The organism is Meiothermus sp. Pnk-1 (genome assembly GCF_003226535.1).
GTDB lineage: Bacteria > Deinococcota > Deinococci > Deinococcales > Thermaceae > Allomeiothermus.
The window spans coordinates 32786-54730 of record NZ_QKOB01000012.1 but is presented as its reverse complement, the minus strand read 5'-3'; the positions used below and the strand labels follow the sequence as shown (position 1 = coordinate 54730).

The 21945-nt window shown below is 68.8% G+C and carries 22 protein-coding genes; all 22 read left to right on the top strand.

Annotated elements, in window-relative coordinates:
* The first annotated feature begins 23 nt into the window (after positions 1-23).
* The 22 genes from DNA98_RS14030 to DNA98_RS13925 all read left to right on the top strand — a co-directional run bounded on the left by DNA98_RS14030 (position 24) and on the right by DNA98_RS13925 (position 21943).
* Positions 24-2810, top strand: a complete 2787-nt coding sequence (locus DNA98_RS14030; protein ID WP_110531785.1) for a hypothetical protein — start codon at positions 24-26, stop codon at positions 2808-2810.
* A gap of 309 nt (positions 2811-3119) precedes the next feature.
* Positions 3120-3452 carry an antibiotic biosynthesis monooxygenase gene (locus tag DNA98_RS14025; protein WP_110531818.1) on the top strand — a complete coding sequence of 111 codons (333 nt, stop codon included), beginning with the start codon at positions 3120-3122 and terminating at the stop codon, positions 3450-3452.
* Entirely contained in the window at positions 3449-4366 is a 918-nt protein-coding gene (locus tag DNA98_RS14020) for a hemin ABC transporter substrate-binding protein (RefSeq protein ID WP_110531783.1), read from the top strand. Before DNA98_RS14025 ends, DNA98_RS14020 begins: the two co-directional genes overlap by 4 nt.
* Positions 4363-5388, top strand: a complete 1026-nt coding sequence (locus DNA98_RS14015) for an iron ABC transporter permease (RefSeq protein WP_110531781.1) — start codon at positions 4363-4365, stop codon at positions 5386-5388. The genes DNA98_RS14020 and DNA98_RS14015 overlap by 4 nt, the downstream gene beginning before the upstream one ends.
* Positions 5389-5390: 2 nt before the next feature.
* Positions 5391-6233 carry a heme ABC transporter ATP-binding protein gene (locus DNA98_RS14010; RefSeq protein ID WP_110531816.1) on the top strand — a complete coding sequence of 281 codons (843 nt, stop codon included), beginning with the start codon at positions 5391-5393 and terminating at the stop codon, positions 6231-6233.
* Entirely contained in the window at positions 6230-6574 is a 345-nt protein-coding gene (locus DNA98_RS14005) for a hypothetical protein (RefSeq protein WP_110531779.1), read from the top strand. Before DNA98_RS14010 ends, DNA98_RS14005 begins: the two co-directional genes overlap by 4 nt.
* 16 nt (positions 6575-6590) lie before the next feature.
* Entirely contained in the window at positions 6591-7139 is a 549-nt protein-coding gene (locus tag DNA98_RS14000; protein ID WP_110531777.1) for a flavodoxin, read from the top strand.
* Positions 7136-7789 carry a DUF4397 domain-containing protein gene (locus DNA98_RS13995; protein ID WP_110531775.1) on the top strand — a complete coding sequence of 218 codons (654 nt, stop codon included), beginning with the start codon at positions 7136-7138 and terminating at the stop codon, positions 7787-7789. Before DNA98_RS14000 ends, DNA98_RS13995 begins: the two co-directional genes overlap by 4 nt.
* A complete protein-coding gene (locus DNA98_RS13990; protein WP_165364029.1) occupies positions 7789-8811 on the top strand; it encodes an imelysin family protein in 1023 nt (340 codons plus the stop codon). Before DNA98_RS13995 ends, DNA98_RS13990 begins: the two co-directional genes overlap by 1 nt.
* Positions 8808-11027, top strand: a complete 2220-nt coding sequence (locus tag DNA98_RS18410; RefSeq protein WP_110531773.1) for an FTR1 family protein — start codon at positions 8808-8810, stop codon at positions 11025-11027. Before DNA98_RS13990 ends, DNA98_RS18410 begins: the two co-directional genes overlap by 4 nt.
* Before the next feature lie 8 nt (positions 11028-11035).
* Complete coding sequence (locus tag DNA98_RS13980; RefSeq protein WP_110531771.1) at positions 11036-11518, top strand: ferritin; 483 nt, start codon at positions 11036-11038, stop codon at positions 11516-11518.
* Positions 11515-12465 carry an ABC transporter substrate-binding protein gene (locus DNA98_RS13975; protein ID WP_110531769.1) on the top strand — a complete coding sequence of 317 codons (951 nt, stop codon included), beginning with the start codon at positions 11515-11517 and terminating at the stop codon, positions 12463-12465. Before DNA98_RS13980 ends, DNA98_RS13975 begins: the two co-directional genes overlap by 4 nt.
* A complete protein-coding gene (locus DNA98_RS13970) occupies positions 12462-13355 on the top strand; it encodes an ABC transporter substrate-binding protein (RefSeq protein ID WP_110531767.1) in 894 nt (297 codons plus the stop codon). Before DNA98_RS13975 ends, DNA98_RS13970 begins: the two co-directional genes overlap by 4 nt.
* A 10-nt stretch (positions 13356-13365) precedes the next feature.
* The gene (locus tag DNA98_RS13965) at positions 13366-14244 is read left to right on the top strand and encodes a nitroreductase family protein (RefSeq protein ID WP_110531765.1); all 879 of its coding nucleotides are present in this window, start codon (positions 13366-13368) and stop codon (positions 14242-14244) included.
* A 99-nt stretch (positions 14245-14343) separates the two neighbouring features.
* Entirely contained in the window at positions 14344-15072 is a 729-nt protein-coding gene (locus tag DNA98_RS13960; protein ID WP_129865687.1) for a glyoxalase/bleomycin resistance/dioxygenase family protein, read from the top strand.
* 42 nt (positions 15073-15114) lie between these two features.
* Positions 15115-16014, top strand: coding sequence for an ABC transporter substrate-binding protein (locus tag DNA98_RS13955; protein WP_233493225.1), 900 nt, complete (start codon positions 15115-15117; stop codon positions 16012-16014).
* A gap of 3 nt (positions 16015-16017) precedes the next feature.
* Positions 16018-16956, top strand: coding sequence for an ABC transporter substrate-binding protein (locus DNA98_RS13950; protein ID WP_110531759.1), 939 nt, complete (start codon positions 16018-16020; stop codon positions 16954-16956).
* An 8-nt stretch (positions 16957-16964) separates the two neighbouring features.
* Positions 16965-17456 (top strand): flavodoxin domain-containing protein, encoded by a 492-nt coding sequence (locus DNA98_RS13945; RefSeq protein WP_110531757.1) that lies wholly within the window; start codon positions 16965-16967, stop codon positions 17454-17456.
* Positions 17456-19156, top strand: a complete 1701-nt coding sequence (locus tag DNA98_RS18550) for an ABC transporter ATP-binding protein (protein WP_110531755.1) — start codon at positions 17456-17458, stop codon at positions 19154-19156. Before DNA98_RS13945 ends, DNA98_RS18550 begins: the two co-directional genes overlap by 1 nt.
* A 56-nt stretch (positions 19157-19212) precedes the next feature.
* Positions 19213-20214: an iron ABC transporter permease gene (locus tag DNA98_RS13935; RefSeq protein ID WP_110531753.1), complete on the top strand. Its 1002-nt coding sequence runs from the start codon at positions 19213-19215 to the stop codon at positions 20212-20214.
* On the top strand, positions 20211-21026 hold the full coding sequence (locus DNA98_RS13930) for an ABC transporter ATP-binding protein (RefSeq protein ID WP_110531751.1): 816 nt from the start codon (positions 20211-20213) through the stop codon (positions 21024-21026). Before DNA98_RS13935 ends, DNA98_RS13930 begins: the two co-directional genes overlap by 4 nt.
* On the top strand, positions 21023-21943 hold the full coding sequence (locus tag DNA98_RS13925; protein WP_110531749.1) for an ABC transporter substrate-binding protein: 921 nt from the start codon (positions 21023-21025) through the stop codon (positions 21941-21943). Before DNA98_RS13930 ends, DNA98_RS13925 begins: the two co-directional genes overlap by 4 nt.
* The last annotated feature ends 2 nt before the right edge of the window (positions 21944-21945 follow it).

Here is a 21945-nt window from a genome sequence, read left to right as displayed (position 1 = left end):
GCCTGATCACCTACAATGGTCCCATGGAAGGTGCCCTCGCGGCCAAGCTCCGCGGGCTCGCCTCGGGGCGCAGCGGGGTGGCCCTGGCCCTGTGGGGCGAGCCCGGCATCGGCAAAAGCCACCTGGCCCGGCGTATCCTCGAGGCCCTGCCCTTCCCCGGCTACGCCCTCGAGGCCGGTCTGCCCCCCTCGCACTGGCTCAGGCGGCTGCCCCCTGCGCAGCTTCCGCCCTGGGCCCAGCGGCTGTGGAAGCAGCTCGAGGAGGGCGGGGCCCTCGAGGCCAGGGCCCTGGTAGACCTGCTGGGCACCTGGCTGAGCGCGCGTGCCCCCGCGGTACTGCTGGTGGAGGACCTACACCACAGCGCCTGGCGCGAGGTCTGGGAGCTGCTGGCGCTGCGGGTACGCCGGCTGCGCGGGGTGGGCCTGGTGACGACCAGCCGGACCCGCCCCTCCCCCTCCTTCACGCCGCACCGCGTCCGGCCCCTGGAAGAGCCCGAGCTGGCCCAGCTCCTGCCGGGCCTGCCCCCCGAGGCCTGTGCGTGGATTTACCGGCGCAGCCGGGGGAACCCGCTGTTCGCCCTGGAGTACATACGCCTGTTGCAGCGGCAGGGTCACCTCTGGCCGGAGGAAGGGCGATGGTGCTGGCGGGAGCCCGGCCCCGACCCCAGCCACCCCGTCGCGCTGGAGGCGGTGTTGTCGGTGGCCCTACAGCCGGTCTGGGGGTCGCGGCCTGCGGCCGAGACCTTGTTGGCGCTGGGATTGGGCGGGGTCTGGGACGACCGGGCCGCCCTCGCACGGGCCCTGGGGTATACCCTCGAGGAGCTGGAGGAGCGCCTGCGCGAACTGGAGGGCCTGGGCCTGCTGCGCGAAGGCCGGCCCTTCCACCCTCTGCTGGTGGAGGTGGCCGTACGCGAAGACCCCGAGCTGGCCCGGTCGGTAGCCCGCCGCCTGCTCCCCTGCTTGCGCGAACCCCCTCCCGCCCTGCTGGCCGCGGCCCGGCTCCGGCCGGAGGAGGCGGCGGACTGGTTGGAGCGCGGGGGGGCCGGTGCGCAGGTGCTGGCCCCCCTGGCGGGGCTGCTCGAGGACGCCCCCGCGCTCCTGCGGGTGGCCCGGAAGCTGGCCCACCTCCCCGCCCAGGCCCTCCCCATCGCCCAAAAGGCCTATCGCCTGGCCTCTGAAGGGCCGACGCGCACCGAGGCGCGGGAACTCCTCGCCGAGCTGCTCCTGGAGGTAGCCTCCCTGGGGGAGGCCCGTGCCCTGCTGGAGGCGGCCCCCGCCCCCCCCAGGCGGCTGTGGGCGCGGTTGCTCTACGAGGAGCGGCGCTTTGAGGAGCTGGTCGCGCTGTGGACGGACGAGGAGCCCAGCGCGGCCGACCTCCGGCTGCTGTGCGCGGCCCTGCAGGCCCTGGGGCGCGGGGAGGAGGCCCAGGGGCTGTGCGCAAGCCGCCTGGCCCGATGCGAGGGCACCGAGGCGGGGTTCATCTGGCACGCCCTGGGGAACCTCCATGCCCACCGCGCCCAGTACGCCGAGGCGGCCCGCGCCTATGAACAGGCCCTGGAGGCTTTTGGCCCGGAGAACCCGGCGGCGCTCGGGGTGCGGCTCAACCTGGTCTACGTCTACGAGTGCCTGGGCGAGACCCCACGGGCCCTGGAGGCCGCCCAAGCCCTGGTGCGCCTGACCGCCGGGTGGGGCCTGACGAATAGGCACTTCGACGCGCGGCAGAAGCTAGCCCGGGTGTTGATCGCGCTGGAGCGGCAGGAGGAGGCCGAGGCCCAGCTCCTCGCGCTGCGGGAGGAGCTGCTGCGGCTCGACGAGCCGGTGGTCCTGGCGTATGTGGAGGGAAACCTCTCGGAGGTCCTGCGCCCGCGCAACCCCACGGCGGCCCTCTGGCATGCCCGCCAGGCCCTAGCGGCGGCCAGGCGTTCTAAAGACCCCTTCGCCCTGGGCTACGCGCTCAACTGCGCCGCCCTCGCCGAGGCCACGCACGGGGACCCCGACCGGGCGCTGCGCCTGGCCGAGGAGGCGCGCGCCCTGGCCCAACGCGCCCAGCGGCGCGGCAGTCTGGCCGGGGCGCTCCTGGCCTGCGGGATTGCCCGCCTGCGCAGGGGCCAGGAGGCCCAAGCCCAGGCCGACCTGACCGAGGCCGAGGGGATTTTCGCCGCCATGGGCTACCCCCAGGGGCTCGTAGAGGTGCGCCGCTGGCGAGAGGGGGAAGGGGCCAGCCCGCCCCCCGCCGCCCTGCGCCTGGAGGTGCTGGGGCCCCCCCGGCTCGGAGGGGTGCCCCTGCCCCCGAAGCTCGAGGCCCTGCTGCTGTGCCTGCTCGAGGCCCGCCTCCAAGGCCGCGAAGGCTACAGCCTGCCCGAGCTGCTCGACGCCCTCTACCCCGGCCTGGACGAGCCATCCGCCCGCCACGCGCTGCAGCAGCTCATCTACCGCGCGCGCCGGCGTTTCGGCGGCGGCCTCATCCGGCAGGTGCCCCAGGGGTACGCCTTGGGGGCGGTGACCAGCGACGCGGAGGAGTTCCTGCGGGGAGGGGGCCCCCAGCTCTGGCGCGGCGGCTACCCCGGGGACGGCCCCGTGCGCGCCCGGTTGGTAGCGCGGCTGCGCCAACAGGCGGAGGGCCTGATACAGGCCGACCCGCTCGAGGCCGAGCGGCTGGCGCGGCTGCTGGTGGAGATGGAACCCTACGACGAGCGGGCCTGGGGCCTGCTGTTGCGGGCGACGCCCCCCTCGGGCCGGGAGGCGGTCTGGCGCGAGGCCTGCCGGCGGCGGGCGGAGGTGGGGGAAGGGCCCCTCCCGCGGCCGGCCTAAGCCGAGGGCTAGGGGCGAAGCGGCCCACACCCAGGGGCTTGCTCAGGGCGAGCTCGGACTGGGGGCGCTCAGCGCAGACCCCTGCCGCCGGTACCGCCCCGTCTCGACCTGGACTTCCAGAATGGCCCTAGACCAGCCGTGCTGGATGTCGGCCCGGATGTACGCGAGGCTCCTGGGCGAGAAGCCCAAAGCTCGAGGTGAGGCGAAAGCGCTGTTGGGAATAGTTACTACTGCTAAAATAGTAAAATCCGACCGGAATACTTGACTTTAAGCCCTGCGCGTTCTAGCCTTGGCTCCGTGGAGGTAGGCATGTTCGTGACCATGAACCGCATTCCGGTCCACCCGGAGCACGCCGAGCGCTTCGAGGAGAATTTCCGCCAGCGGGCCCGGCTCGTAGACCGCATGCCGGGCTTCATCCGCAACCTGGTGCTGCGCCCGGCCAACCCCGCCGAGGAGCCCTACGTGGTGATGACCTTCTGGGAGAGCGAGGCCCACTTCCAGCACTGGGTGAACAGCCCCGAGTTCAAGGAGGGCCACGCCCGAAGCGGTAGCCTGCCGCGCGAGGCCTTCCGCGGGCAAAGCCGCCTGGAGACCTTCTCGGTGGTCACCGACTCCGCCGAGGCCAGGGAGGAGCGGGCATGAAGAGGCTGCTTTGGGCCGCTTCTGTGGCCCTGGGGCTCGGCCTGGCCCAGCCCTTCACCGTCAAGGACGCCCGGGGCCAGACCGTCACGGTGCGCTCCATCGAGCGCATCGTGAGCCTGAACGGGGTGACCACCGAGATCCTCTTCGCCTTGGGGGTGGGCGACAGGGTGGTGGGGCGCGATACCAGCAGCTACTACCCGGCGGCGGCGAACAAGCTGCCCACCGTGGGCTACCAGTTCCAGCTCAACGCCGAGGGCATCCTGGCCCTGAAGCCCACCCTGGTGCTGGGGCGGGAGGACGCCAAGCCACCCCAGGTCTTCGACCAGCTGGCCGCGGCCGGGGTGACGGTGGTGCGGGTGCCGGATAAGCCCACCCTGGAAGGGGCCAAGGAGAAGATCCGCACCATCGCCGCGGCGGTGGGGCAGGTGGAGCGGGGGGAGGCTTTGGTGCGGGCGTTGGAGCGCGACCTTCTGGTGCTGCGCTCCAAGCAGCGCCAGGCCACCGTGAAGAAGACCCTAAAGGGCCTCTTCCTCTACCTGCGGGGCACCCAGGTGACCTACGTGTGCGGGGAGGGCTCCAACCCGGTAGGGATGATGGAGCTGGCGGGGATCGCCAACGCCGCCAAGGGCATCAAGGATTGCCAGCAGATGACCGCCGAGGCGGTGGTGGCGGCCCAGCCCGACCTGATCGTGGTCTTCACCAAGGGGCTCGAGAGCATCGGGGGGCTGGAGGGCCTGCGCAAGCTCCCCGGGGTGATGCAGACCCCCGCCGGGCAGGCCGGGCGGGTGGTGGCCATCGACGACCTCTACCTGGGGGGTTTCGGCCCCCGGGCCGGGCGGGCGGCGCTCGAGCTCTTCATTGGGGCCTACGAGCGCCAAGGGCTCTACATCGCGGGGGAGCCGGCCCAGCCGTGACCCGCCTGCACCTGCCCCCCACCTCGCGCTATCGCCGGGCGCTGCTGGCCTTGGCGCTGGCCCTGCCGGCGGCGCTGCTGCTGGCGGCGGGAATCGGGGCCTACTTCATCCCGCCCCTGGAGATTCCCCGCATCCTCTGGGAGAAGGCCGACCAGGCCTATGCGGTGCTGGTCTCGATCCGCCTGCCCCGGGTGGTGCTGGCCGCGGCGGTGGGGGCCCTGCTGGCCCTTGCAGGGGCGGTGCTGCAGGGCCTCTTCCGCAACCCCCTGGCCGACCCGGGGCTCATCGGGGTGACCTCGGGGGCCGGGCTGGGGGCGGCCCTTTTCATCATCCTGCTGCCGGGGGCAGGGGCCTTGCAGGCCTTTGCCCTGCCCCTCATGGCCTTCGTGGGGGGGCTTCTCACCACCCTTTTGGTCTGGCGGCTGGCCAGCAGCGAGGGGCGGGTGCAGGTCCTGACCCTGCTGCTGGCCGGCATCGCCCTCAACGCGGCGGCGGGGGCTTTGATCGGCCTTCTGATCAGCCGGGCTACCGACGAGCAGCTCAGAAGCCTCACCTTCTGGACCCTGGGGGGCTACGGCGGGGCCACCTGGCCGACCCTGCTGGCCATGGTCCCTACCGGGCTGGTAGCGCTTGGGGGCCTGTTGCGCCTGGCCCGGCCCTTGAACGCCCTGGTGCTGGGGGAGCGGGAGGCCTTCCATTTGGGGGTGAACCTCGAGCCCTTCAAGCGCCGGGCGGTGGCCCTCTCGGCCCTGGCGGTGGGCACCGCGGTGGCCGCGGCGGGCGGGGTGGGCTTCATCGGGCTGGTGGCCCCGCACCTCTTCCGGCTCTTGGCCGGCCCCGATCATCGCTACCTGCTGCCTGGGGCGGCCCTGCTGGGGGCCTCGCTGAGCCTGCTGGCCGACCTGGTGGCCCGCACCGCGGTGGCCCCGGCGGAGCTGCCGGTGGGGGTGGTGACGAGCCTCCTGGGGGCCCCCTTCTTCATCTGGCTGCTCCTGCGCCACAAGCGGGAGGTGGCCCGGTGAGCCTGCTGCTGGCCGAAGGGCTGGGGTACCGGGTGGGGGGGCGCACCCTGTTGCAGGGGGTGAGCTTCGCCCTGGAGGCCGGGGAGGTGCTGGCGGTGCTGGGCCCCAACGGGGCCGGCAAGACCACCCTGCTGCGCCTGCTGTCGGGCGAGGAGCCGCCCAGCGAGGGGCGGGTGGAGCTGGCGGGGCGGCCTTTGCGGGGGTATAGCGCCCTCGAGCTGGCCCTTGCCCGCGCGGTGCTGACCCAGCGGCGGGAGCTGAGCTTTCCCTATAGCGCCTACGAGGTGGCCTTTCTGGGCCGGCTGCCCCACCTCGAGCGCCGGCCCGAGGCGCCGCTGGACCACGCCCAGACCGAGCGGGCCCTGGCCGAGACGCAAGCCCTTTCCCTCGCCCCCCGGCTCTACCCTACCCTCTCCGGCGGCGAGCAAAGCCGGGTGGACCTGGCCCGGGTGCTGGCCCAGGAACCCCGCCTCCTGCTGCTGGATGAGCCCACCAACCACCTCGACCCCAAGCACCAGGTGGAGGTCATGGCGCTGTGCCGCCGCCTGGCCGAGGGCGGCCTGGGGGTGGCGGTGGTGTTGCACGACCTGAACCTAGCGAGCCTTTTTGCGGATCGAATTCTGCTCTTGCACCAGGGGCGGATGGTGGCCCTGGGCCACCCCGCCGAGGTGCTGCACCCGGAGCGGCTCGAGGCGGTCTACGGCCTGCCCTTCGCCTTAGCCCAGCACCCCAGCGGCCGCCCCTGGGTGATGCCGCTGGCCCAATCCCCGGCCGAGCGAGGTTTTGCCCTGCAATCCGGCCCCTTTCCACACCTGGACAAAGCAAAGGGGGTGTCGAACCCATGAGCTGCCCACACCTGCGCCGCCTGGCCACCCTGAGCGAGTTCCGTTACATCGAAAGCTGCCCCTGTAGCGGGGGTATCGTGCACCTTTCCTGGGACGTGGCCACCCTGCACCTGAGCCTCAAGGATTTCGCCTGGTTGGTCGAGGTAGTAGACGAAGCCGTAGAACGAAACCGCTTCGAACCGCCGGAGGCGCTTTTCGTGCTCTGGATAGGCAACCTGGCCCTGCGGATGAGCCGCGCCGAGGAGGTTGAGCTTCGCGGGATGCTCCACTCGGCCTTAGCCGAGATGTCGCAACGGCCCGAACCCCGTTCAAGCGGGCCTTTTACCAGATTGTTGAACTGAAGGAGGAAAGCTGGCCATGTTCACGCTGGGCATCTTCTACGGTTCCACCTACGGCAACACCTACGACGCCGCCTGCGAGATCGCCGATGAACTCAAAAAGTACTTTACCGGGGAAGTATGGCTTCACGACGTCGCCGATCAGGGCTTAAAGCGCCTGGAAGAGTGCGATGCCCTCTTGCTGGGCTGCTCGACCTGGAACCTCGGGGACCTGCAGGACGACTGGGCGCGCTGCATCGGCCAGCTCGAGGCGGCCCCGCTGCAGGGCAAAAAGGTCGCCCTCTTCGGCGCAGGGGACCAGTACGGCTACCCCGACAGCTTCCAGGACGCTTTGGCCATCCTGGCGGAGAAGGTGCGCCGGGCAGGGGGGGAGTTGGTGGGCTTTACCTCTACCGAAGGGTACTTTTTCAGCCAGAGCCTGGCGGTGGAGGAGGGACGGTTTGTGGGGTTGGCCCTGGACTACGACAACCAGCCCGAGCTTTCCAGCGTGCGTATACGGGCCTGGGTCGAGCAAATCGCAGAGGAAATGGCTTTGCCGGGCTGTGCTGAGCGGGAGGTATTGGGATGAACAAGATCATCGGAGTTCTTCTGGTGGCGCTGGCCGGCTTGGGGGTCGCACAAACCGCGGCCCTGCGGGTAGCCCACCTCTCCCCGGATGCCCCTGCGGTGGAGATCTGGGTGGGGGGAAACAAAGTGGAAGCCTTCTCTAAGCTGGCTTTTAAGGCGGTCTCGGCGTACCAGAGCCTTCCGGCAGGCGAGGTAGAGCTTGCGGTGGTACCCGCAGGCCAAACCGGCCCGCGGATCGAGGCCCGGGTACGGCTCGAGGCGGGCCGAAGCTACACCCTGGCCCTTATCGGGCTGCAAGCCCAGCTCAAACCCACCCTGATCGCAGATGCCCCCGTCCCTGTCGAAAGCGGCAAGGCCCGCCTGCGCCTGGTGCACGCGGTGCCGAACTTTCCGGGCCTGGATATCCGCAGCAAGGACGGGGCGCTGCTGGCCCAGAACCTGGGGTTTGCCAGCGCCAGCGAGTACAGGCTGGTGGACGCAGGGGGGAACCTCGAGCCGGTCCTATTCGCAGCCGGCGACACCCAGCGGGGTATCCCGGTGCCCGCGTATAGGCTCGAGGCGGGCAAGACCTACACCCTCTTCCTCGCCGGGCAGTACAACCACCGCGCCGAGAACTTCGGCCTGAGCTTTGTTTGGGTGGAGGATCGTTGATGTACAGATGGATAGCCCTGTTGGTGCTGCTGGGCCTGGCCCAGGCCCAGGGGGTGGAGGCGGTCAAGGGTTACCTGATCGGGCGGGTGGAGGAGCAGAAAGCCGCCACCGCGGCCCTGGTCAAGGCCAGCCAGGAGTACTTCGCCTTGGCCCAGAAGGCCGGCTTCGACTACCGCCGCTTGGCCCAGGCCCAGCCCGGCCCGCTGCGCCGGAGCCTGCAAGCGGCGAGGGCGGCCTGGGTCAAGGCCAGCCCCCTCTACGAGAGCGTGGAGGGGATCGTGGCCGGGGTGGAGTCGCTCGCCGACTTCGACCTGAACCTCGACGCCGGAGCCTCCGCCGCCGAGGGGGGCGATGCGGTGGTCACCTTTGATTTGCACCTGGACAACGGCAAGGTGCTGAAGCGCCCCGGCAACGCCTTCGGGGTGCTGGAGGGCACCCTTTGGGGCAGCGAGCGGGCTTTTGGCAGCGGGGTGCGCTTCGATGTGGACGGCGACGGCAGGCTGGGCTTCGGCGACTACCTGCCCGACGCCCATGTGCTCAAAGCCGGGGCGGCCAAGCTGGACGAGCTGACCGGGGGGCTGCTGGCCGCGGCCAAGGGGTGGAAGCCGACCCCCAGCGACGTCTTTGGAGCCCTGGTGGCCAACGTGCCCACCGCGGCCTCGGTCTTTGTGGCCCGGTGGAAGACCTCCCGCTTTGTGCTGGGCGATAAGGCCACCCGGCGCGACTTCAACGTGATCTCCTCGCTCGACGACCTGGTGAACAACATCCGCTCCTGGCAGGAGCTCTACGCCGGGGTAGCCAGCCAGGTTCGCGCCAAGGATCCCGCGCTAGACCGGCAAATCGCCGAAGGGCTCGCGGGCCTAAAGGCCTACGCCGAGCGGCTGGTGGCCCAGGAGAAGACCCGCCGCTTCAGCCTGGAGCAGGCCGAGCTCGTCTACAAGGAGGCCGACAACCGGGCCACCGCCGTCACCGGCAAGCTGGTGCAGGCCGCGGCCCTCTTGGGGCTCAAGGTGGGCCAATGAAACGCTGGGTGGGGTTGTTGTTGGCTCTGGGGCTGGCGCTGGCCCAGTCCCCGGCCGAGCGGGCCGAAGGGCTCAGGGCCAAGCTGGTGGAGGCCCAGCTCGAGCTGGCCTTCGACCCTCAGGCCGCGGCTGGGCTGCTGAAAGCGGCCCAGGCCGAGGCGGCGGCTTTGGCCGGGGTGGGCCTGAGGGTGGACCTAACGCCCCTCGAGGGGGCCCTCGGCGCGCGGGACGAGGCGGCTTTTGCCAGGGCGCGGGCCCGCTTGTGGACCGACCTGTTGCGCCAGGGCTACTCCCGGCTGGAGGAGGCGGTGCGCTCGGGGGACTTCGCGGCGGCCCAGAGCTGGGCCCTGTTGCGCGAGTACCGGCCCGCCACCCGCTACGCCGCGCCCCAGGCCGAGGCCACCTTGGCCCTGGAGGAGCTGCGCCAGGGCCGCCTGAAGCCCGAGGAGGCCCTCTTGGCGGTGCGCGCCGACCTGCTGGGGGCCTACCAGGCCCGGCTCGAGGCGGCTTTGCGCGACCTCGAGGCGGCCCAATCCCAGGGCCAGCCCGTTCGGGCCGCCGAGCAGCGGGCCTTGGCCCAGGGCTACTTCGAGATCCTGGCCCCGGCCTACCGGGAGGCGCGGGGAGCGGCGAAGCTCGCCGAGGCCCGCCAGGCGCTGGCCTCGGGCTCGCTTGGGGCCATCCGGGAGGCCCTCGCAGGCTTCCAGGCCGCCCCCCTCTCCCCCCGCGAGCGGGCCCGGCGGGTGGGCCAGACCCTGCGCTTTTTGGACCTGGTGGCGGTGGAGTACGGCCGGGGGGTGGCGGGCCCGGCGGGGGCGGTGCGGGTCACCAAGGCGTTGGAGATCGAGGAGGCCACGGCTTTTCTGGAGAGCGCCCGCGCTGCCTGGAGCGACCTGGAGCCGATGTTCCCGGTAGCCCAGGTGGAGGGGGTTCGCCGGGGCTTCAAAGAACTCGAGCAGGGCCTGCAGGCCGCCCACCGGGGGGAAAACCCTCCCACCGCCCAGGCCCTGGAGGATGGGGTGGGGGCGCTGCGCCAGCGGCTCGAGGCCCTGCTGCCCGCCGAGTGGCGCCGGGCCGACCCCGCGGGCGACCTGGAGGTGATCCGCCAGCAGCTCAAGGCCCTGGAAAACGCGGTGGCCCAGGGCCGCTACGACCTGGCCGAGACCGCCCGCATGGACGCTTACGCCCTCTTGGAGTCGGGGCCCGAGGCCCGGCTCAGGGTCTTCGCCCCGGCCCTGGCCCTAGCGATCGAGGACCTGTTCTGGAACGGGCGCAACCCGGACGGCTTAGCCCGCCTGATCCGGCAAAAGGCCCCGCCCGGCGAGGTGCGCCAGACGCGGCGGCAGCTCGAGGCCAGGCTGAACGAGGCCGGCGGCTTCCTCTCCACCCAGAGCGCCCCCGCCGCCACCTTAGCCAACGCCGCGGTGATCGTCTTCCGCGAGGGGCTGGAGGCGGTGCTGATCCTGGCCGCTCTCCTGGGGAGCTTGAAGCGCCCCGAGGTGCGCCGCTTCCGCCGTCCGCTGTGGCAGGGGGCCCTGCTGGCTTTTGGGGTGACGGTGCTGACCTGGTTCGCCATGCGCGGGCTTTTGAACCAGTTCGCCCGCTACGGCGAGCGGCTCGAGGCGGTGGTCTCCTTGCTGGCCATCGCGGTGCTGCTCCTCATCATGAACTGGTTCTTCCACCAGGTCTACTGGACCGACCACCTGGCCGGCTTCCACCAGCAAAAGCAGCGCCTGCTGCGGGCCGAGACCGGGCAGTACCTGGGGCTGATCTCCCTGGGCTTCGTGAGCGTCTACCGCGAGGGCTTCGAGACGGTGCTCTTCTTGCAGTCCCTGGTGCTACAGTCCAGCCTGGCCCCGGTACTTCTGGGCATCGGCTTGGGGCTGCTGGCCACCTTGGGGGTGGGCCTAGTGGTCTTCGCCCTGCAGGCCAGGCTGCCCTACAAGCGGATGCTCATCGCCACCGGGGTGCTGCTGCTGTTGGTGCTCTTCACCATGGTGGGCACCACCGTGCACGTCTGGCAGGTGGTGGGCTGGCTTCCCGTGCACCCCATCGGAGGGCTGGCCCTTCCCTACTGGGCGGGGATGTGGCTGGGGCTTTACCCCACCTGGGAGGGGCTGCTGGCGCAGGTCCTGGCGGTGGGGGCGGTGCTGGGCAGCTACTTCCTAGCCGAGGCTCTCAAGCGTCGAACGCTGCGGGCCGCCCAGCCGTCTTGAGGTGAGGCATGATCAGTAAGCGCTTACAGGAGAGGCTCAACCAGCAAATCGGCCACGAATTGACGGCCAGCCAGCAGTACTTGGGCATGGCGGCCTACTGCGGGGGGCTGAACCTCTCGGGCTGGCAGGCGTTTTTTGAGCGCCAGTCGGAGGAGGAGCGCACCCACGCCTTGAGGATTTTTCGTTTTCTCCTCGAGGTTGGGGCTCCGGTTCGGCTGCCCGCCTTGCCGGAGGTGAAGACCGAGTACGCCAGCCTGCTCGAGGCCAACCAGGCCGCGCTGGCCTACGAGCAAAAAGTCACCCGCGACTTCCAGGCCATGGCCCAGGCCGCCCTGGAGGAGAACGACCATACCACCTACGCGTTCTTGCAGTGGTACCTGCAAGAGCAAATCGAGGAAGAGAGCCAGTTCAGCCGACTGGTATCCCTGCTGGAAAGCGGCCTTAACCCCTTTTTGGCCGAGAGCCTGTTGCCCAAAGGAGAAGAGGAATGAACCTAAAAAATCTCGCCGGATCGCTCGTGATTTTAGGAGTTGCCCTGGCCCAGACCCTCACCCTCGAGCACGACGAGGGCACCAGCCGGGTGCCCCTCAACCCCAAGCGGGTGGTGGTGATGGACGAGGAAGCCCTGGGCTGGCTGGCCGCGCTGGGGGTGGGCGACCGCATCGTGGGGCTGGCCAGCGCCTACCTCACCCCGGCCGACATCAGCGGCGGGCGTATCAAGCCCGAGGTGCTGCAGAAGGGCTTTTTAGCTCGAGCCAAGCTCAACAACCCGGCCTACATCGGCTCCTGGCTCGAGCCCAACCTGGAGACCCTGCTCACCCTCAAGCCCGACCTGATCGTGCGGCTCACCTGGCAGGGCAACAAGTACTACGACAAGCTGAGCCAGATCGCCCCGACCATCGGCTATGAAGAAGGCGGCAAGGGGTTTTGGGAGCGGGGCCTGCGCGACCTAGGGCGCATCTTCGGCAAGAGCACCGAGGCCGAGCGGGTCATCGGCCAGGTGCGGGGGGCCTACCAGGCCGCGGCCGCCCGCCTGCGCAACGCGGGGGTCTTCCAGAAGTACCCCAAGGTAGTGGTGGTGGCCCCCTTCGCCGGAGGGGGCAACTGGGTCTACACCAACGTGCGGCTCATCCCCGACCTGCGGGCCATGGGCTTCAAGGACGGCTACACCCCCAAGGAGGTCACCCTGGGCGTGGGGGCCCAGGTCAGCGACGAGGCCCTCATCAGCCTGGACAAGCAGACCCTGGTGGTGGTCTTCCCGCCCGGCGGCCAGTACGACGGCTCCAAGGCCTTCTTCGACAGCCCGGTGGGACAGAAGCTCAAAGACCAGGCCATCCTCTACACCCCCGAGCCCTTTAGCCCCTACAGCGGCCCGCTGGTGAGCCTGCGCAACGTGAGCGAGCTGACCCGGCTGATTCTGGAGAAGGTGAAGCAGTGAGGGCCTGGGGTTTGCTGGTGGCGGTGTTGGGTGCAGGGCTGGCCTTGGCCCAGCCCTGCAATGGCCGCATCGTCAAACACGCCATGGGGGAAAGCTGTGTGCCCAAGGTGCCGCAGCGGGTGGTGGTGCTGGATACCGGCGAGCTGGATAGCGTCCTGGCCCTGGGGGTCAAGCCGGTGGGGGCGGTAACCGCTACCCTTGGCCAGCCCTTTCAGCGCTACCTAGGTGACCAGACCCAGGGCATCGAGGTGGTGGGGACCATCCAGCAACCTAGTCTGGAGAAAATCCTAGCCCTGAAGCCCGACCTCATTCTCACCAACAAGCTTCGCCACAGCGCCATCTACGAGCAGCTCTCGCGCATCGCTCCCACGGTGATGGCCGAGAGCGTGGGGGTGGTCTGGAAGGAAAATCTCCTCTTGGCCGGGGAGGCGTTGGGCCGCAGCACCCAGGCCCGGGTCTTGCTGGCCCAGTACGAGCGGCGGGCGGGCCAGCTCCGCAACCGCCTGGGCGGGCGCGGGCGGCTGCCCACCGTGAGCATCCTACGCTTTGTCCCGGGGCAGATCCGCAGCATGAACAAGGCCAACTTTATCGGCACCATCCTCGCCGACATCGGCCTGCCGCGCCCGGCCTTCCAGAACAAGGACAGCTTTGCCGACTACATCTCCCTCGAGCGCCTGCCCGACCTGGACGCCGATTACCTCTTCTACTCCACCTTCGGCGACCCACTCAAAACCGACCAGGCTGCCGCCCTGGCCAGCCCCTTGTGGGGCCGGCTGAGGGCGGTGCAGAACAAGCGGGCCTTCGCCGTAGACGACGATACCTGGTTCTTGGCCATCGGAATTTTAGGAGCCTACAAGGTTATGGACGACCTGGAGCGCTTCCTACGCTAGGAGGATTTGGATGACCACCACCGACCTGACCCCCGAGCGGCTGCTGGCCTACCTCGAGCACATCAACGACGACCACGCCGAGGAGCTTCTGGCCACCATCAAGGCCTTGGGCGGCCCGGAGTGGGCCGAGAGCGCCGAGATGACCCAGCTCAGCCCGGAAGGCTTCACCGCCTTGGTCTGGGACGGCGAACGGAGCGAGCGCTTTGAGCACCGCTTTGCCGAGCCGGCCAAGGACGCCTTGCACCTGCGAGAGATGCTGGTGGCGCTGATGAGCCGGCCCAAGCTGCCCCACCGGCCCTACCCCAGCTTCGACGCCGAGGCCCTCGAGGCGGTCATTCAAGGGCGGCGCAGCTACGGGGTGCAGGCCCTGAAGCCCGACCCGGTGCCCCGCGCCCTCATCGAGCGCTGCCTGGATGCGGCCCGCTACGCCCCCAACAACGGGCGCACCCACCCCTTCCGCTTCGTGGTAATCACCGGCCCCAAGGCCAAGGAAGACCTCTTTGCCCAGGTGCGGGAGGTTTTCCCCAAGGCCCTGCCGGGCTACGATCCGCGCTGGCTGGAGAACTACCGCAAGCTCATCCTGGGGGCCCCGGTCTGGATCGCCATCGGGATGCAGCCCCGCCGCGAGCGGCCCATGCCGGAGTGGGAGGAGCTGGCCGCGGTGAGCATGGCGGTGCAGAACCTGCACCTGATGGCCGCGGCCCAGGGCCTGGGGGGGCTTTGGGTCAGCGGCCCGGTGGCCACCCACCCTGACCTGGCGGCCTACTTCGGCTGGGCCGAGCCCCCCGACCGGCTCTTGGGGCTTTTCTACATGGGCTTCGCCAAGCGGGCTCTGGCCCCGCGCAAGTACCCCAGCCTGGAGAGCTTGGTGCGCTGGCAGGAAGACTGAAAAGCCCCCCGAGGGCCGTTTCGTGTCATAGCGGCGCAATCTATAGTAAATCGGTTGGAATATGTGTGTTTTAGCTATGTGAAGGGGCAGGCGGAAATCATGACGCACAGGGTATCGAGGGTATGGTTAGGCTTTGCCGACCTCGAACAGGCCACCCGGGCCTATACTCGGCTGGGTTTCCGGGTGGTCCAACCCAGACTGGGGGGCAAGGCGCTGATTTTCCTGGCCGATGGGGTGGTGCTGGAGCTGTTTTCCCTGGCCCATCTGCCGTTTGGCCGCGAAGAGGACGAGCTGCTGGAGCGTCGGCGGCACTTTTATGCGGGAAAGATGGGGCTGTTGGACTACGCCCTTGGCTCCACGGCTGCCCTCGAGCAAGCCTCGGTTTGGCTCGAGGGGCGAGAGATTCCCCACCGGGCGTTGGGGGGCAGGCTCCTGCCTCAGCTTCTGGTGTGCCCGCCGCCGCTGCCCTTGTGGCTCGGGCCCCTCACCCCCCAACCCGGACCCGAGCAAACCCAGCACCCCAACGGAGTGACCGGCCTGCACGCGTTAGTGGTGGGCAGCCCGGCCTATCCCGCCGCATTGGCCCAGCACCGCCGCCTGCTGGGCCCCCCGCTGGGCTTCGAGAACCATGAAGGGCAGAGGCGAGCGGTGTTTGCCGTGGGAGAGCACTTCATCTACCTGCAAGGGGCCGAGCGGGAAGGGCTTTCAGGCCTCATCCTGCGCAGCCGCTACGCCCTGTGGGGGCGGCTCGAGGCCGAACAGACCTTGGGGGTGCCGCTGATGTTGTTGGGCGATCCGGTCTTTGCGTTAGCCCCAGAGGCCGACTAGGAAAGGAGTGCGATGCGACGTATAGGGTTTTTGCTAATGGGGATGAGCTGGCTCGGATTGGCCCTGGCCCAGAACTGCACCGGCCAGCTCGTGCGGCATGCTCTGGGCGAGACCTGTGTGGTGGGGGTGCCCCAGCGGGTGGTGGCCCTGGAATGGACCTACGTAGAAGACCTCTTGGCCTTGGGGGTGCAACCGGTGGGGGTGGCGGAGATCCAGGGCTATCAGGAATGGGTGGGCCTCCCTTTGGGCCTGGATAAAAACGTGGTGGAGGTGGGGCTGCGATCGCAGCCTAGCCTCGAGGTACTCACCACCCTAAAGCCCGATTTGATCCTGGCTCCAGCTTTCCGGGTTAAGCCGATCTATCCCCGCCTTGCACAAATCGCTCCTACCCTGACCTTCGACCCCTTTGCTGAGGGAGTCCGCCCCTACGCGGAGATGGTAAATACCTTCCAAACCATCGCCAAGGTGCTAGGGCGCACCCCCCAAGCCCAGACCGTCCTCACCCGGATGGAGACCCACTTTGCCCAAGCCCGCCAGAGCCTGCAAAAAGCGGGCCTGGGAGGCCAGCGCTTCGTGCTGGCCCAGGCCTTTACCAGCAGGCAAAACCTCGCCACCATGCGCATTTTTACCCGCAACAGCCTGGCGAGCCAGATCTTGGAGCGCATCGGTCTCAAAAACGCTTGGGAGGATACGCCCCAGCCCTACGGCTACACCGAGGTAGGCCTCGAGGCCCTGAGCCAGATCCAGACCGATCACTTCATCTACATCGTCCATGACGACGACAACGTCTTTACAAGCAGCGCGGAGGCATTGTGGAAACGCCTGGATTTCGTGCGCAATCACCGGGCTTACCGCTTGCCCGGCAACACCTGGACTTTTGGCGGACCGCTTTCGGCGGAGCGGCTGGTGGCCATGGTGGTGGAGAGCATGACCCGGAGGTGAAAGATGCGTAGGATTCTTTGGCTTAGCGCCCTCTTCATTTCGGGGTTGGCCCTGGCCCAGTACCCCCTGCAGGTGCAACACGACGCCGGCCAGACGGTCATTCCCAAGCAACCCGAGCGCATTGTGGTGTTGGGGGAGGAGCTAATGGAACTCCTCATTCCGCTGGGGGTCAAACCGGTGGGCTATGGCTCGAGCCGGCTGAATGGGGCGCGGGTGGGAGGAAAGGTCGAGGGGCTGACCTACTACCGCCCCGAGGAGATCGGCCCGGCGGTCTTCGTGGGAGATGCCTATACCCAGCCCAACCTGGAGGCCATCACCGCGCTCAAGCCCGACCTCATCCTCTTCTGGGCCACCGCGCCCAAATCGGTGGCAGAAACCCTCAAGAAAATCGCCCCCACTGTAGGCTGGGACTACAACCGCGACGAAAAGGTGGGCTGGCGCCGGGCCTTCAGCGAGACCGCGCGGATCCTCGGGCGGGAAAAACAGGCCGAGGAGGCTTTGAAGCGCTACACCCAGCAGCTCGAGGCCTACCGCTCCCGGGCAGCCCCTTTCGTAGCCCGCATGCCCCGGGTGACCGTACTGTTTTTCTACAACGAGGAGACCACAGGTATCTTTGGCCCCCGCTTTGGATTTTCCATCGCCCTGACCCGGCTGGGGTTTGAGCTGGCGGGCATCCCCGGGGTCTCGATCCCTGACCGCTCCTACGCCCCTATCTCGACCGAGATGCTGCTCAACGTGCAAAGCGACTGGGCCCTCTACCTGCGGCCTAAAAGCCCCGATGGTCGCTACCCCGAGCTGACCAGCGAGCGCATGCTCAAGCAGAGCAAAGTACCCATCTACCGCTTCTTGCTCGACGTGCAGGAGCCCCAGTCGGGACCCATCACCGACCTGCGCCGCATCGAGGGCATACTCCGGCTTTTAGAGGCCGGAGCGCAAAAGTAGGGGGCCGGGTGCGGATCGTGGTAGGAACCCAGACCCTGACCGCCCTCGAGGTGGCCGAGCGACTACAAGGCTGCTTGCAAGGGTGGGGCTACCCCTCTCGCTTGGTCTTCGCCGAAGAGCTTCGCCCTGCGGAGCTGGCGCGAGAGGAAAGGGTCATCTTTTGCCTCTCTACCTGGTGTTGGACCCAGCGCCCTAGAACGCCCACGGAGTTGCTGCCGCAGGGAGCGGCCTGGTTGTATGAGCGTCTGAGGGCGGGGCGGCCCAACCTCTCCCGCTTGCGCTACGGGATCTGCGCCTTGGGGGAGCGGGCCTATGGGCCTTACTTCTGCAAGGCCGGGAGCATCTACACCCAGCTTCTGGGCCAGCTCGGGGCCCGCCCTTTACAGGGCCGCCTCGAGCTGGCGGCGCCGGTGGAGGGCTGGGCCGAGCTTTGCGACTGGGCGGCGGCCCTGGTAGCCAACTTGGAAAGCGGGGCTGAGCCCTGGAGAAAGGAGTGTTAATGCAGGAAGACCACTTGCTAGAGGTGCGCGACCTGGCGGTTAATTTTCACACCGACGACGGGCTGGTCGAAGCGGTGAAGGGGCTTTCCTTCTGCCTGAAACAAGGCGAGACCCTGGCCATCGTAGGAGAGTCGGGGTCGGGAAAGTCGGTAAGCGCCCTGGCCCTGATGCAGCTGTTGCCCAAGCCGGCCGCGCGCATCGTGGGCGGGCAGGCCCTTTTTCGGCGCAAGAATGGGGCGGTGCTGGACCTTTTGAAAGCCGAGGAAGCCACCCTGCGCCGAATCCGGGGCAACGACATCGCCATGATCTTCCAAGAGCCCATGACCTCCTTGAACCCGGTCTACACCGTGGGTGATCAGATCGCCGAGGCCATCGTGCTCCATCAGGGCAAAAGCCGGAAGGAAGCCCGCCAGCTGGCCATCGAGATGCTCAACCTGGTGGAAATCCCCAACCCCCACAAGCGGGTGGACGACTACCCCCACCAGATGTCGGGGGGGATGCGCCAGCGGGTGATGATCGCCATGGCGCTTTCCTGCCACCCCTCGCTGCTCATCGCCGACGAGCCCACCACCGCGCTGGATGTGATCATCCAGGCGCAGATCTTGGAGCTGATGAAAAAGCTCCAGGCCGAGATCGGCACCGCGGTGCTCTTCATTACCCACGACTTGGGGGTGGTGGCCGAGATGGCCGACCGGGTGGTGGTGATGCAGCACGGGCTGAAGGTAGAAGAAGCCGATGTGCACACCCTTTTCAAGGCCCCCAAAGAGGAATATACCCAGCGCTTGCTCGCCGCGGTGCCGCGCATAGACCAAGAGAAGCCCGCTCCCCCCGAGAAGGCCGCCCTGCCGGTGCTGGTGAGGCTGGAGAACCTGCGGGTCTGGTTTCCCCTACGGGCAGGGGTGCTTTCGCGGGTGGTGGGACACGTCAAGGCCGTAGATGACGTCTCCCTCGAGGTCTATAAGGGCGAGGTGCTGGGGCTGGTGGGGGAGTCGGGCTCGGGTAAAACCACCTTAGGCCGCAGCCTGCTGCGCCTCATCGAGCCCACCGGAGGGCGCATCTGGTTCGACGGCCAGGAGATCACCTCCCTGCCCAAAGGGGCCCTCCGGGCTTTCCGCCGCCGTATGCAGATCATCTTCCAAGACCCTTACGCCTCGCTCAACCCGCGCATGACCGTGGGGGATATCGTCGCCGAGCCCTTGGTCATCCACCGGGTGGGCAGCCCCAAAGAGCGCCAGGAGCGGGTGGCCGAGCTTTTGCAGACCGTGCAGCTCTCGCCTGATCACGCCCGCCGCTACCCCCACGAGTTCTCCGGAGGGCAGCGCCAGCGCATCGGCATCGCCCGGGCCTTGGCCCTCAACCCCGAGTTTATCGTGGCCGACGAGTGCGTCTCGGCTTTGGACGTCTCTATCCGCGCCGAGATCATCGAGCTCCTGAAGGAGCTGCGGGCTAAGATGGGCCTCACCCTGCTGTTTATCTCCCACGACTTGGCAGTGGTGGAGGATATCTCCGACCGGGTGGCGGTGATGTACAAAGGCCGGTTGGTGGAGGTCTCGAGCAGCCACCGCATCTACCGCGAACCCAAGGACGCCTACACCAAAGCCCTGCTTTCGGCCATCCCTATCCCCGACCCCAGCATCAAGCGCGAGCGCATCCCCTGGAACCCGGAGGCCTACCTGGCGGCACGCCAGCAGAGCGCTTGACGAAATCCGCCGACGGGGCATAGACTGCAAACCCGAGTAAGTCGATTGGAATACCCATGCTAGGCCGCCCCACCTTCTCCAAACCCGCCCTGCTCCCCCTGCTGGCCCTGGCCTTGTTGGCTTTGGGCGTCTTGGCCCTGGGCACCGGGGCGGTGCGGATGGGGCCTGTGGAAGTTATCCAGGCGCTGGCCGGGCCGCGCGACGAGACCTACACCCGCATCCTCTACGAGCTGCGGCTGCCGCGCATCCTGGTGGGGGCGGTCTGCGGGGCCTTGTTCGCGGCCTCGGGGGCCATCCTGCAAGGGGTGGTGCGCAACCCCCTGGCCTCGCCGGACATCGTGGGGGTGGCGGCGGGGGCGGGGTTGGCCGCGGTCTTCACCCTGATCCTGCTGCCCAAGGCCCCGGCCTGGGGCCTGCCGGTGGGGGCTTTTGGGGGGGCTTTGGCGGCCTTCGGGCTGGTGTACCTCCTGGCGCGCAAGGCCGGGGAGGTGCTGCCCATCCGCCTGGCCCTGATCGGGGTGGCGGTGGAGGCCTCGCTGGACGGGCTGCGCCGGCTCATCCTGGTGCGGGCCGACGACTCCATCGCCCAGGCCCTGATCTTCCTGAGCGGCACGGTGTACGGGGCCGACTGGGAGCGGCTGTTTCGGGTGCTGCCGTTTGCGGCAATCCTCATCCCCTTGGCTCTCGTGCTCCACCGGCGGCTGGACGTGCTCTCCTTTGGCGAAGAGACCGCCAAGAGCCTGGGGATGCGCCTCGAGCCGGCCCGGCTGGTGGCCTTGGGCCTGGGTACGGCCCTGGCCGCGGTGGCGGTGATGGGGGTGGGCATCCTGGGCTTCGTGGGGCTCATCGCCCCCCACGCCGCGCGGCTGCTGGTAGGGTCCAGGTTCCGCCTGCTGCTCCCCGCCTCGATGCTGCTGGGGGCTTTGCTGGTGGTGGGGGCCGATACCCTGGGGCGGGGCCTGGTGCCCCCCCTGGAGATCCCGGCGGGCCTGCTCACCACCCTGCTGGGAGCCCCCTACTTCCTCTACCTGATGCGAAAGGCAGGGCGGGTGCGATGAGTCTGCAAGCCCAACAACTCTCCCTAGGCTACGACGAACGCCGCGTCATCGAGGGCCTCAACCTCTCCTTGCCCAAAGGGCAGGTCACCGCCCTCATCGGCCCCAACGGCTGCGGCAAGTCCACCCTGCTGCGGGCCTTGGCCCGGCTCCTAAAGCCCAAAGAGGGGGCGGTGCTGCTCGACGGCAAGGCCATCCACGCCCTGCCCACCAAGGCCGTGGCCCGCCATCTGGCCCTCCTGCCCCAGATGCCCCAGGCCCCCGAGGGGCTGAGCGTGGAGGAGCTGGTCTGGTTTGGCCGCTACCCCTACCAAAGCGCCTTTGGGGGGCGCAGCGAGCACGACCGGCGGGTGGTGGAGTGGGCCCTCGACCAGACCGGCATGCGGATCTTCGCCAGCCGGCCCCTGGAGACCCTCTCCGGCGGCCAGCGCCAGCGGGCCTGGATCGCCATGGCCCTGGCCCAGGAGACCCCCATTCTGCTCCTGGATGAGCCCACCACCTACCTGGACCTGAGCCACCAGCTCGAGGTCTTGCAGCTTCTGCAACGGCTCAACCGCGAGGGGGGAAAGACCATCGTGATGGTGCTGCACGACCTCAACCAGGCGGCGCGCTACGCCCACCACCTGGTGGCGGTGAACGCCGGCCGGGTGGTGGCGGAGGGAGCCCCCGAGGCGGTGCTCAACGAGCGCATCCTGCGCGAGGTGTTCGGCCTCAAGGCTCACTTCCTGCGCGACCCCGAGACCGGCACCCCGCACTGCATCCCCTACGCCCTGGCGCGTAGGGAGCCCCTTGAACTGGCAGAGGAAAAACCATGAAACGAACCCTGACAGGCTTGTTGGCGCTCCTGGGCCTGGCGCTGGCCCAGGTTCAAATCCAGCACGAGCTAGGCACCCTCACCCTGAACGCTCCCGCAAAGCGGGTGGTGGTGCTGGAGTACAGCTTCCTAGATACCCTGCTGGCCCTGGGGGTGAACCCGGCGGGGGCCGCCACCGGCACCCAGGGCGGCGACCGCGGGGTACCGCCCTACCTGCGCCCGCGGGCGGCGGGGGTACCCTCCATCGGCTCGCGGGCCCAGCCCAGCCTCGAGGCCATCCTGGCTGCAAAGCCCGAGGTGATCCTGGCCGACGCCTTCGTACACAAGGACCTGATCCCCCAGCTCGGGCGCATCGCCCCGGTGGTGGCCTTCCAATCGCGGCGGGGCAGCTTCGAGGACCTGAACCAGCAAGTTCTGCTGATCGGGCGTCTGGTGGACAAAGAGGCCCAGGCCCGGCAGATCCTCGAGGACCAGGAGCGGCTGTTGCAAAAGGCCCGGGCCTTCGCCAACCCCAAAGCCCCCCCGGTTTTGCTGGGGGTGGCCACCCCCAACAGCTTCACCGTGCACTCCAACGAGAGTTTCATCGGCTCGCTGCTGGAACGGCTGGGGCGCAAGAGCCTGGCCAAGCCGCAGAACAACCAGAGCCAGTACGAGCTGAGCCTGGAGGGGTTGCTGGCGCTGAACCCCGCCACCCTGGTGCTCTTCACCGCCCCGGATGAAACCCCCATCGTGCGGAGCTGGGCCAAGAACCCGCTGTGGCAGAGGCTCGAGGCGGTGAAGCGGGGCCGGGTGTACGAGTTCGACCGCGACAACTGGACCCGGGGCCCGCTGGCCACCCGCCTCATCCTGGCCGAGCTGATCGACAGCGGCCTTCTGGCCGATCAGCCCCCCGCTTCCCGCTACGCCTTCAAGCCTTGAGC